Raw genomic sequence first — 12,878 nt, forward strand, 5'->3', positions numbered from 1 at the left:
CAAAATCACTTGTACAATAGGGTTGAAGTAGCATCTGTGCCCGAAAGCGCAAAAAACACCGATGCTTTTCGCTTCAGTGTTTTTTGCGCTTTACATATTGAAGATTCGTTTTACTCTTAACAGCTTAAATTACTGATTTTTTCTAATGCGATTATTCTTCTTGCTATATAAAACAAATTTCATAGTGTTATATGAAACACTATGAAATTTGTCATTAAGGCACATTATTCTAAATTTATTGATGTAGTTGAGATGGACTCACTTTTTGAATTTGAACAAGTATATCAAACGCTTTACCTAATGATATATCAACAGTTTTTGGTATATCAGGCCCTTCGGTGGTTATTCCAGCGAAAATTGGATGTTGTTCGTTTAACCAAGTTTTTGTCACGCCGTTCGCCTTACGTAAATCAATAAAAAATTGATCTTTTTTCACCTGTCCAAAAATGTAGTTATAACTGTTTAGATCATCTAATTTTAATGTTCCATATGGGCCGAATTCACCATTGCTATTCTTGACATTGTATTGTCCTTCATAAACTGACGTTCCAATAGATACGTACCGTTTTCCGTAATATTCTGCTAAATGCTGCCCAGCTACTTTAGGATATATAAAAGGAAGCATATTTGTTTTCGAAATGTGTCCATTATGTCCCCATACAATGGTTTTTCCTAAATGTTCTTCAGTCCACTTCGCATTTTCATACATTGCAATATCATGTTTCAAATAAAAATCCGCTGGTTTATCAGGAGGTGTCGCTAACATTGTAGTAAACTGTTCAATAATACGAGCATTTTGCTCTATCCATGCAAACTCTTTAGATTTTCCATTTAAATAGCTTTTATTTTCCTCTAATAAAGCACTAATTTGTTTAGCATCTAAAACATACTTTTCTTTTTCTTCTTTCGTAAGACTTTCAAAAGTATTCATATCCTTTGTTACAGGAATAAGACCTTTTATCTGCTCTTCTACTCTAGGCAATAGTTTTGAATTGTTCGCTTTAATATATTCTGTTATATTATTATAAACATTCTCGTTTACTGATTGAATGTCCATCCCGATGATACGTACTTTAGATTTATGTTTTGGATTAGCATTATATTGCCGAATCCAATCAAGTAAATCTAGCATTTCTTTCGTCTTAAATACAGGTGTTAGATGTTGGCTTGGGTTTCCCTTACCAGTAAGAACATATCGATCAAGTTCCAAGGCCCTGTCCCATCCCTCTTCTAAAACTAGATTGGTAAAGCCCTTTTCAGATACTAAATACTTAACAATGCGGTGTTTCATCGTAAAAACTTCATGAGCCCCATGCGTAGCTTCACCTAAACCTACAATTGAAGCTGAACCTACCATATCCTTAAGTGGTTTCAAATCATTAAGAGATGCAGTTGGATTAGTTGTTTTTAAAGGCTTTGCATGTGCTTCTAACCATTTCGCTATTTGATTTGTATTATAGGGAGCTGTAACAGAAACCTCTGTTTTCGAATCTGCATAAGTATTTCCTACAAAATGAGTCATTGTTATAGCAGAAGCAACAATTGCAATAATTATTTTCTTTTTCATAAAAAACCTCCTGAAATATTTACTTATAGCTTTTTGACATACTCTGCCAACTTCCGTTTAAAACATTCATTTTCTTATTACTGTTAAGATACATTTATTCTAGTTCCTAAAACTCACTTATTTCTTAATAGGTTCTTAAGAAATTCTTAATTCATTTATACGAATATAAAACTAAATAAGCTTCAATTCATTGTATTGTAAATTCCTCATTGCATAACATTATAATGTACAGATATTTGTTATAAATGATGTTATCTAAAGTATTCAATTTCAGTATGTATTATTAACGTAGTTAATATATGGTTAATATGAAGTTCCAAATTTTGATTGTTTGTAGTCTCTTTATCATAGAGTTAATTTAGGGGTTATTTTTTGTTCACTTCATTTTTTTCGGCACTCTGCATCTAGACAGTATACCCATTGGCCACAGTTAGACTATTTCAAATCAAAAAAATAGATTACCTTCACACTAAAAAGTATAGTGCACAGGTAATCTAGTTGTTTTTGAGATTAATAAAAAACTAATTTATTTTTTGAATTCTTCCATCAATAATAGACTGAATTGGTTCTTTTGATTTTTTTATATAATCTACTAATGCTTCAAAATCAGTTGGTCCTGTTTCAGCATCTTTACCGTTTTTAAAGGATACAAATCCATCTCCACCTGAAGCTAGAAATGCGTTCGCAACGACGCTGTAAGTTTTAGAAGGAATGATTTCTTCTCCATTTGTTAAGCGAATACTTGTTACTTTTTCTCCATTAGGCTTGTTCGCATCCCAAGTGTATTGGATTCCTGAAATTTGAAGCATTCTTGTTATGTCTTTTTGCCATTGTTGATTTAAAATATCACGAATGTCTTGACCTGTTAAATTTACTTTTATTAATTGATTTCCGAATGGTTGAATACCATATATCTCTCCCCATGTAATATCACCAGCATCTAAGTCATTACGAATACCACCAGGATTCATAAGTGCAATTTGAGATTGCATTGTTGTACGCTGGGCATCAGCAACTAAATTTCCAAGAGTAGATTCACCAGCCGTATTGAGTTTGCGATCTAGTGGCGCAATAGACTTACCTACAACTTCATTAACAAGAGGTGCGATTTTTGCTTGATATTTCTCCATCTTCTTCTTGATTTTTTTATCAGGCTCTATGCCTTCATGGTAAGTTGTAACAATTTCTGCTTTTTTCTCAACAATATCTTGTGTTTTACGATCAATCTTTACATCAACATCAGCAAAAGCCATACCATATGAATTTGCTTGTACGACAAGTTTATTATTAACAGTTCCATTTACATAGGTGTGGCTATGCCCACCAAAAATAACATCGACTTCTGGATCAGTCTCATTTGCTAATCGGACGATATCACCATTTGTTACGCCGTTCCCATCTGTTATACCTCCGTTATGTGCAAGAACAACGATAGATTTAACGCCTAGTTTTTTTAATTGCTTTACGGATTTGTTAATAGCTTCAACTTCATCTGTAATTTCTACATTCTTTAGCATAGTAGGCATAACAAGATTAGGAACATCCGTTGTTACGACTCCGATAAATCCAACAGGAACTCCTTGTACCTTTTTTATAGTGAATGGTGGTAAAAATAAACGACCGGTGGATTTATTATAGAAATTTGCAGCAACATATGGGAATTTTGCTCCTTTAAAATTCCCTGTTTTCTCATGGTATCCACCATAAATAAGGCGGTTCATTTCTTCAACACCTTCATCAAATTCATGATTTCCTATCGTTCCAACATCGAATTTCAAATCATTTAGAAATTCAATTGTAGGTTCGTCTTGTAATAATGCTGAAACAGGAGTACTTGCTCCAACAACATCTCCAGCATGTACCTTTAATGTATTTGGATTTTGTTTTTCACGATCACGTAAATAAGCCCCTAAGTACTCAATTCCCCCTGCATCTTTATTGTTAATTTTTTTTACAGTGTCTAGTTGCCCATGAAAATCGTTAATACCGAGCATTTGTACATCTATGTAGCGGTTTTGTTCTGTACTTGCTTGGATTGAAGGCGCAGCAAATACACTAGTAAAAGTAACTGTACTTAATGCTAAAGCAACTGGAATGATTTTTTTCAACATAAAATTTCTCTCCCCTAATTAAAATCTGACATAATACGATGTTATTTTAATATATTAAGAGAATTATTTCTACAAAAATTCTACTAATTATAAAAATTAATAAGATTTTATTGTTTTCTGACAAATAACTCCTTCCTCAAAAATGTGAAGGTGTAAAACGTCAATTTTAAGTGGAGGATGAATATTTGTAAGCTTAAGCCTACACTTTTTTATTAAGATGTAAAGGGCCCCACTCAACTTAAGAAACTTCACTACCCAAAACAAGAAAATGTGCGTTTCTTTGTTTGGAGGATTATTCAAAATATTATCTTGATCGTAATATAGCAATACATCTAAAAGACCTAAAAAAACTCTAATCAATAAATTTTTGCTTTTAAGAAGAATATTCAATTCGAAACTAATGAATATTTATCAACCTAACATATCATTACCACCATTAAAAAAAGAATAGAAATTTCGTTATGAAAGATTTCTATCCTTCGAATTGATTACGGTGGTGCACTACTCCGCATTAAAAAAAGATGCTCCTGGCTTTATCCAAGAGCATCTTTTTTTTAGATTTATTTTTACTTGTTTATAATTTATCAATTAACAATTATATAGTTGTAATCAGTCCTTTAAAAATAATAGGAGTGCTTCATTAAATTCTTTAGCATGCGTTGCATTTAGCCCATGTGGACCACCCTTTATTAAGGCTACTTTAGAATTAGGAATTGCTTCATGTGTTAATTTCCCACTATATTCATATGGTACAGTTGCATCAGAATCACCGTGAATAATAAGAGTAGGTATATTAAACTTCTCCAAGTCTTTTCTAAAATCTGTCTTACTAAAGGCGGTAATACAATCAAGTGTTCCTTTAGGTGATGCACTGGCTGCAATATCCCAATTATATAAACGGAATGGCTCACTAACTAAATCTGTTCGATTACCAGCCGCGAAAAATCCCTTAGTAAATTCATCAAGAAATGCAAGGCGGTCATTTATCACACCACTTTTGAATGCTTCAATTGTTGCATCATCTAAGGCCCCTTCAGGATGATCCTCTGATTTGTATAAATATGGAGGAACTGCCCCAGCAAAAACAGCCTTTTCAATACGATCTGTTCCATACGTACTAATATACCGGGCTACTTCGCCTCCCCCCATAGAAAAACCAACAAGTGTGACATTTTGAAGCTCTAAATGTTCTAATAGTTGATGTAAATCAGAAGTAAAGGTATCATATTCATACCCTTCCCACGGCTGAGATGATTGTCCAAATCCTCGACGATCATATGTTATAACTCTGTATCCAGCCTCAACAAGAGCGGGAACTTGGTATTCCCAAGATCGACCACTTAACGGCCAACCATGAATGAGTACAACTGGTTTTCCTGTGCCATGATCCTCATAATATATCTCAATTGGTTCTTGATTTTCGGTTCCTACAGTAATTTTAGCCATGCTTCTACCTCCCAAAAATATTCTAATATGTATCCTTTTTTTCAATAATCCGGATGAATGTCATAACCTATTCATGCACGTTTATGTTGTGAACTCTAAGTATGAAACTCTATTGTTCCAATGCATTCATTTTCTCCTTTTGGAACAATCCCCCCTCTAATACCTTTTTCATCATAAAATAATTACTGAACATTACTCCTATTCAATTGTAATAACAAAAATAGGTGACTATCAATATCATTCTATCTATAGGATGTATAGGTAAAACCAATCTATTTTAGAGTGAAAACAACTATAGTTACAACCTATACAAATTATAGATAATTTAGAATTGATTAACGAATCATTTTTCAAATACTATAAATTTGTATAGCACTTCATGTTCTGTGAATGCTGCTATAACCAATATTATTGGTCAGCTTAGTTATAAACGAAGAAACTTATGATAGTATTCGACTATTTAAACTTTCTTCGATTACTTAATTTTTAGGAGGAATACATAATGACTGATCTCTATTCTCGTATTAACAAAGATGATGCTGTCGTGCTTTTAGTAGATCATCAAACTGGTCTTATGTCCGGACTAGTACGTGACTATGGTGTTGATGAATTCAAGAACAATGTTTTAGCTCTTGCTCATGCTGCTAAGTTTTTTGATTTACCAGTTATTTTAACAACAAGTTTCGAAAACGGGCCTAATGGACCTTTAATGCAAGAATTGGTTGATCTCTTTCCTCATGCACCAAAAATAGCTCGACCTGGACAAATTAACGCATGGGATAATGATGATTTTGTAAAAGCAATCGAAGAAACTGGAAAAAAACAACTTATCATCGCAGGCGTAGTTACGGACGTTTGTGTTGCTTTCCCGGCACTTTCCGCTATAAAAGCTGGATATGAAGTATTTGCTGTTACGGATGCTTCAGGAACTTTCAGTAAACAAGTTGCAGATGCTGCCAATACTCGTATGGCACATAGTGGTGTGCAACTTATGAACTGGTTTAGTGTAGCTTGCGAATTACAACGCGATTGGCGCAACGATGTCGAAGGTTTTGGCAATTTGCTTGCTAGCAATCTTCCAGGCTATCAAAATATAATTGGAAGCTATAGGGGAGCTCAGCGAGATCTTAGTAAACAAAATGCATAAATGTATTTCAAAGAAATAGCTTTAAATCACTTTCAAAAAAATGGATAGTATACATTTAGTGCTGATTAAATCAGCACTCTCTTTTAATTTAAAAGGTATAGCAAAAATTTTATTTTTACGATTACAATTTTAAATTAACAGAAAATATATTATTTTCAATAATATCTATTTTAAACAATTAAAAAAGGGGCGTTTTATTATGAGTAATTTAGAATTGTTAAATCCGGAGAACAGTGCATTAATTTTGATTGATTTTCAACCTCAAATGACTTTTGGAGTTGCAAGTATTGATAGACAAACATTGATTAATAACGTTATGCTACTTGCTAAATCAGCAAAAACTTTTAACGTACCTACTATTCTTACTACAGTTGAGACACGCAGCTTTTCTGGTTATTTTTGGCCACAAATTCTTGACATATTCCCAAACCATGAAATTATAGAACGCAGTTCAATGAACTCTTGGGAAGATCCAAAATTTGTTGAAGCAGTTAAAGCAACAGGTAGAAAGAAATTAATATTTGCAGCACTTTGGACTGAAGTTTGCCTTGCATTCCCTGTGCTTGAAGCAATTAAAGCTGGCTATGAAGTGTATGCAGTTGATGATGCTTCAGGTGGTACTAGTCTGACAGCACATAACGCTGCTATGCGTCGTGTAGAACAAGCTGGTGCAATTCCAGTGACAGCAATTCAAGTTTTACTTGAATACCAACGTGACTGGGCACACAAAGACACTTATGATGCTGTAATGGAAATTGTAAAGGAGCACACTGGCGCTTATGGTCAAGGAGTAGAATACGCATATACTATGGTGCACGGCGCGCTTCCAAGCAGGAAAATATGAAACAAGAAGGAGTAGCTGTCGAAGAGACTTATACAGGGAACACGATGGATGCTGCTGATCCAGTAACAACGATTGTTACATGGGAAATTCAACAAGGTAAAGAAAAACAGTTTGAAACATGGAGACATGAAATCGAAGCTGCCGCTACTAAATTCCCAGGGCATTTAGGTGTAAATCTAATAGTTCCAAGTAACGAATCGAGAGAGTATACTGTTATTTTTCGATTTGATACGTATGAGCATCTACGTGCTTGGCAAGAATCAGACATTCGCCGGGATTTGTTAAAAACGGCAGAACAATTTCAAGCTACTAATCCAAGTTACAAAACTGAAAGTAGTTTGGCTTATTGGTTTGTTACTCCGAAAACGCCAGTTCCACCGCCAAAATGGAAAATGTCTATCGTTACCCTTCTGGGTGTATGGCCTCTTAGCATGTTAGTTCCTAAAGTGATAGGACCTATTATAAAACATATGAATCCTATTATGTCCGCTTTTTTCGTTTCTGTATGTATAGTGTCCTTGCTATCATGGGTAGTCATGCCGATTTTCGGTAAATTATTTCATCCATGGTTACAAAATAATAGAAAGTAGACGAGGTGTGAACATGAATTTACCGGATATGATCTTATATAACGGAAAAATTACTACCCTTGACCCATCTCAGCCTGAGGTATCTGCTATCGCCATAACTGATGGTTTAGTCACTGCAGTAGGTGGAGATGAGCTTCTTAATAGTGCCACGGAAAAAACAAAAAAAATAGACCTTAAAAGAAAGAGAGCTATTCCAGGCCTGAATGACTCCCATATACACGTTATTCGTGGTGGTCTGCATTATAATATGGAATTACGTTGGGAAGGCGTGCCATCACTTTTTATTGCTTTAGAAATGCTCAAAGAACAGGCAAGGCGTACACCTGCTCCTCAGTGGGTAAGAGTAGTTGGAGGTTGGTCTGAATTTCAATTTAAAGAGAGACGGTTGCCAACTTTGGAAGAAATTAATGCCGTTTCTGAAGACACTCCTGTCTTTGTGCTACATCTTTACGATAGAGCACTTGTAAATCGTGCAGGGCTACGTGCACTGGGATACACGAAAGATACCCCAGACCCTCCAGGCTGTTTAATTCAGCGGGATAAAAGAGGTAATCCAACGGGCCTTTTAATTGCTAACCCTAACGCTTCTATTCTTTATTCAAGTTTGGGTAAAGCTCCAGTACTTAATCTTGACGACCAGATTAACTCAACTCGCCATTTTATGCGTGAATTAAATAGATTAGGTATTACAAGTGCCATCGACGCAGGTGGTGGATTCCAAAATTATCCGGATGATTATAAAGTTGTTGAACATTTAGCTGAGAAAGATCAATTAACTTTGCGTATTGCGTATAATCTATTTACGCAAAATCCAAATCATGAATATGAAGACTTTGCTTCATGGGCAAAAATTGTTTCTCCAGGTCAAGGAACTGATAAGTATAAAATGAATGGTGCCGGAGAGATGTTAGTATTCTCAGCAGCCGATTTTGAAAAATTTCAAATGCCACGGCCTGAACTAGCTACGATGATGGAAGCTGACTTAAAGAAAGTAATTTCTCTATTGGTGGAAAACCGTTGGCCCTTCCGTTTACATGCAACTTATGATGAGTCAATCACACGTTTCTTAAATGTATTTGAGGAAGTTAACAGAGAAATTCCTTTTAATGGTCTACGCTGGTGGTTTGATCATGCAGAAACAATCTCAGATCGTAGTATGGAACGTGTTAAGGCTTTAAATGGCGGTATTGCCATCCAAGACCGCATGGCTTTTCAAGGTGAATACTTTGTTGATTTATACGGAAAGGAAGCTGCAAAGCATACACCTCCGATTTATCGTATGTTAGAACTTGGTATACCTGTTGGCGCCGGTAGTGATGCAACTAGGGTTTCCAGCTATAACCCTTGGGTTGCTCTTTACTGGATGGTTGCTGGAAAAACCATTGGTGGTCTTTCGATATACGATGAAAAAAATAAACTTGATAGAAAAGTAGCCCTGGAATTATATTCAAAAGGAAGTGCGTGGTTCTCTGGTGATGAAGGTAAAAAAGGAACCCTGGCAGTAGGTCAGTTTGCTGATATTGCTGTATTGTCTGCTGACTACTTTACTGTGCCAGAAGAAGAAATCAAAAACCTTGAATCATTACTCACCATTATGGGTGGACAGGTTGTTTATGGAAATGATGAATTTAAAAATTTATCACCTGAATTGCCGCCAGCATCACCTGATTGGTCACCGACGGGCATTTACGGTTATGGTGGTGCTAACCTAGCCAACACTATACTTTCCCACGATTCCCATGATAACAAGTTACATAGTTGTAGTAACCCTCTCCATCAACACACTCATACCGTAATAGGAAAAGATGGAACTAAATGGGGGATTGGTTGTACTTGCTTTGCTTTCTAAGTCAAAACCACCGGTATAATGCCGGTGGTTTTCTTTCTACAATAAGGGTATGTAGATTCGAAATAACATTGTATATCCCTACATGGAACCTGTTACTATGCGATAAGACCGAAGAATTGATTGATTAACTTAACTTGTTTTTGATAGCCTTCTCTCCTTGCAAAGTCTGTCCTTTTTTCCTTAATTAAAAGTCAATGGTATCCCCCTCTTGATCGACTACACCACACATATAAATCCACTGCCCTTTGACTTTAATATAGATCTTAATTTTTCAATTGTTACACTAGAATCATTATTATTTCTATTACACTGATACTTTTTGCGAATCATTTAACTTCTGCATAAAGATACGTGCTGCAAAACTTAAAAATTTATCATCAAAGTGAATAAGATTAATATCTTGGCTTGGTGTTGGGTCAGTAATACGAACTATGCTCAAAGTATCATTATTAACAAAGTTAACCAGTGAAAGAGGTATTATGGCAACCCCATGTCCATTGTATACAAGGCTCAATAGAGAAATAGAAGATTTTGTTTCTATATTTGCTTCAGATAAAGATAACCCTAAACTCTCACAATATATCTTAATAGATTCACGACAACTACATGAAACCATTATTCTACTCAGCCCTACTAATTCTCTAAAAGAAACAAATGATTTTTCATTCAAAGGATGATTTTTTGGAATTACAAGGACGAGCTCTTCACTATACAAAAGGGTGCTTGTTAATGTGTCTGGAATTTGAGCACTACGTGTAATCCCGAAATCAATATTTTTGTCAACGATTTGATTTACAGCAACTTCGGATTCTATAATCTTTACTACAATGTTGGGATAATGTTGTTGAAACTTCATAATATAAGGTGTTAAATAAGTGAGATCCTCTAATAGACCTCCTATAGTAATCACACCTCTTTTTACACCCTTTAATTCAAAAATTTCATTATAAACGTCATCAAATTGTTGCATGATAAATTTTCCTTTATCAAATAGCAGCTTACCCGCTTCTGTCATTTTGATACCTCTTCCAACTCGATGAAACAAGGGTGTATCAAGTTCACCTTCTAAAACTCGTATTTGTTGACTTAAAGTCGGCTGTGAAATACCTAGAACTTCCGCAGCTTTAGTGAAACTATTATTATTACAAACTTGAATAAAATACTCTAAATGACGTAATTCCATTCTTGATACCCACTCTCCGCTTTATGAAAGATTTATAATTTAAAGGACGATATGTATACGTTAACATAACAACTTCATTTCATATTATACCGATTGAAATTACATGCTTTATTCATTTTGTATTATAATAAATTTACTACCATTTATTAATTTTTCCTCCTATTTATTTAAATTATATTTAATTAGGACATTACTAATTCGAGATATATTTCTAAAGATTTATAGTTCTAGTGCATAATACCCTAATTTTTTCAACTTTTCGATTATCATTTTTTTCTCAGTATAGTCCAAACCACCAAATATTTGCTGAATCGCCTCTTTATGCTGAGGAAAAATAATATCCATTAGTTCAATACCTTCTGAAGTAATTGACGCATACGTGACACGGCGGTCTTTAGGACATGGTTTTCGTATTAAGAACCTCTTCTTTTCCAACTTATCCACTACATACGTGATACTACTACTTGCAAGTAATATTTTGTCTCCAATTTTTTGTATAGGCTGATCGCCTTTACTATACAGTAGCTCAAGCACTGCAAATTCAGTTGGATTAAGTCCATAACTTTTTATATCCTCTTCAATACGCTTAGTAATTGACTGTATTGCCCTTGATAATATAACAAATAACTTTAAAGATAAGCTCTCATCGTTAATCACACTCATAATTACCAATCCTTTACAAGTTATCTTGAATTCGAGATTTATTATATTATCGTCTAAATATTATGTCAATCATTCATTTTAGCTTTATCAATCCATTTATAATTTATTTCTCAACATATGACATATGGAATTAGAAGAAAACAATTGTTAATATATAAGTATCTCAATTACGTTATTTCTTTTAAAGAGAGCTTGTATTCTAACGCAAGTTCTCCTTTTTTATATTCTAAATTGAATCCGGACAAAGTTCACATATTGAGTCCGCCCATGTATATGATATAGTTTTTAAACAAAGATTAGAGCCCTCCTACAAGAAGGAGAGCTCTAATCTTTCATATAAATATTCACCATTTTTATCATTGTGGGGACATCAAAACTTTAACTTGATGGGGATATGGGACTATCCCAATTAACAAATATTACAAACCATATATCTAGGTTAATATCTATCATATTTTTTATAAACAGGATTAATTAGATTTAAAAAAAGATTTCTTTTTCTTTACTCGTAATAAGTCACCTGTCCATCCTTTGAATCGCATATACATATACATCCCCCCTGTTGTGAAAATAATAAATAAGAGAGCGATTAAATAGCTATATTTCCATTCCAGTTCAGGCATGTATTTAAAATTCATACCCCATAATGCTCCTAAGGCTGTCAAAGGCGTACTCACAGCAGTTAATACAGTAAGAGCTTTCATAATTTCATTCCCACGATGAGAAGAAACAACTTCTTGCAAATGAATCATCGTGTCTAATTCTTCTTGGTACTCTTTAACAAGTTGTAATCCACGCTCTAATTTTACGTGTGTTTGTTTATAACAAAGGGTGTTTGTTAGTTTTTCTAACCAAGCTTCTTTTAGGCCTTGTAACACTTCTTGTATTAAGCGAAACACATGTGTGTTCATAAATAATTCATGACGAATATGATAAATCCTTTCTAAAACTGCTATGTTATTATGATGATAAAAATCCCATAATACATTTCTGAAATTGTTTTCAAAGTAGTCAACCTTTCGCAAATAATGAGATATAAACATTGATAAGATAGCACATAATCCTTCAGCAGAACTATTACAATTTTTTGTACCCATAGGGATATTATGTATTAATTTTTGGAAATCCTCTTCCTCCTTTTCCTGAACTGTTATCAGTATTCCATGAGCTACGAAATAATGAAGAAATTTTTGAATTTTGGCGTCCTTTTTATCTTGATCATATAAAAACGAACCATATACACAAGTTTGACTTGGTGATAACGTATAAACATATAATCCATTTTCACAAGGAGAACTTATTTTCTTTACAAATTGAGAGAAATAAGATGTTACATCACGAGGGATTATAGAAGAAAGTTTTTCAAGCTCACTAGTTTTCACATGATACCAACTCCATTTCGTCATTTTTATGCATTCCATATTATTCTTCCTTTCTAAATAGTTTTATGTTTGATCGAATCATATCCGTAATACGAA

The 12,878-nt window shown here is 34.2% G+C and carries 10 protein-coding genes; 4 read left to right on the forward strand and 6 right to left on the reverse strand.

From position 1 onward, the window contains the following. Positions 1-235: 235 nt before the first annotated feature. From MHH27_RS16040 to MHH27_RS16050, 3 genes are all read right to left on the reverse strand, one after another. Complete coding sequence (locus MHH27_RS16040) at positions 236-1,567, reverse strand: erythromycin esterase family protein (protein WP_098566908.1); 1,332 nt, start codon at positions 1,565-1,567, stop codon at positions 236-238. 521 nt (positions 1,568-2,088) lie between these two features. Beyond that, positions 2,089-3,678: a bifunctional metallophosphatase/5'-nucleotidase gene (locus tag MHH27_RS16045; RefSeq protein WP_016512618.1), complete on the reverse strand. Its 1,590-nt coding sequence runs from the start codon at positions 3,676-3,678 to the stop codon at positions 2,089-2,091. A 609-nt stretch (positions 3,679-4,287) separates the two neighbouring features. Continuing rightward, the gene (locus MHH27_RS16050; RefSeq protein WP_001074328.1) at positions 4,288-5,124 is read right to left on the reverse strand and encodes a bromoperoxidase; all 837 of its coding nucleotides are present in this window, start codon (positions 5,122-5,124) and stop codon (positions 4,288-4,290) included. A 502-nt stretch (positions 5,125-5,626) separates the two neighbouring features. Between MHH27_RS16050 and ycaC the strand changes: the two genes are divergently transcribed. The 4 genes from ycaC (at position 5,627) to MHH27_RS16070 (ending at position 9,554) form a co-directional block, all read left to right on the forward strand. After that, entirely contained in the window at positions 5,627-6,271 is a 645-nt protein-coding gene (ycaC, locus tag MHH27_RS16055) for an isochorismate family cysteine hydrolase YcaC (RefSeq protein WP_098566907.1), read from the forward strand. Positions 6,272-6,470: 199 nt separating this feature from the next. Then, positions 6,471-7,115: a hydrolase gene (locus MHH27_RS16060; RefSeq protein ID WP_000067162.1), complete on the forward strand. Its 645-nt coding sequence runs from the start codon at positions 6,471-6,473 to the stop codon at positions 7,113-7,115. After that, on the forward strand, positions 7,112-7,705 hold the full coding sequence (locus MHH27_RS16065) for an antibiotic biosynthesis monooxygenase (protein ID WP_000806852.1): 594 nt from the start codon (positions 7,112-7,114) through the stop codon (positions 7,703-7,705). The genes MHH27_RS16060 and MHH27_RS16065 overlap by 4 nt, the downstream gene beginning before the upstream one ends. Before the next feature lie 13 nt (positions 7,706-7,718). Then, positions 7,719-9,554: an amidohydrolase gene (locus tag MHH27_RS16070; protein WP_001052853.1), complete on the forward strand. Its 1,836-nt coding sequence runs from the start codon at positions 7,719-7,721 to the stop codon at positions 9,552-9,554. Positions 9,555-9,858: 304 nt separating this feature from the next. Here MHH27_RS16070 and MHH27_RS16075 read toward each other — a convergent pair whose 3' ends face one another. The 3 genes from MHH27_RS16075 to MHH27_RS16085 all read right to left on the reverse strand — a co-directional run bounded on the left by MHH27_RS16075 (position 9,859) and on the right by MHH27_RS16085 (position 12,821). After that, complete coding sequence (locus tag MHH27_RS16075) at positions 9,859-10,737, reverse strand: LysR family transcriptional regulator (protein ID WP_061660758.1); 879 nt, start codon at positions 10,735-10,737, stop codon at positions 9,859-9,861. Between the two features lie 219 nt (positions 10,738-10,956). Beyond that, on the reverse strand, positions 10,957-11,400 hold the full coding sequence (locus tag MHH27_RS16080; RefSeq protein ID WP_000111421.1) for a MarR family winged helix-turn-helix transcriptional regulator: 444 nt from the start codon (positions 11,398-11,400) through the stop codon (positions 10,957-10,959). A 470-nt stretch (positions 11,401-11,870) separates the two neighbouring features. Continuing rightward, a complete protein-coding gene (locus tag MHH27_RS16085; RefSeq protein WP_000388935.1) occupies positions 11,871-12,821 on the reverse strand; it encodes a magnesium transporter CorA family protein in 951 nt (316 codons plus the stop codon). Positions 12,822-12,878: the final 57 nt, after the last annotated feature.

It is taken from the genome of Bacillus sp. FSL L8-0152, from assembly GCF_038006365.1.
Lineage (GTDB): Bacteria > Bacillota > Bacilli > Bacillales > Bacillaceae_G > Bacillus_A > Bacillus_A cereus.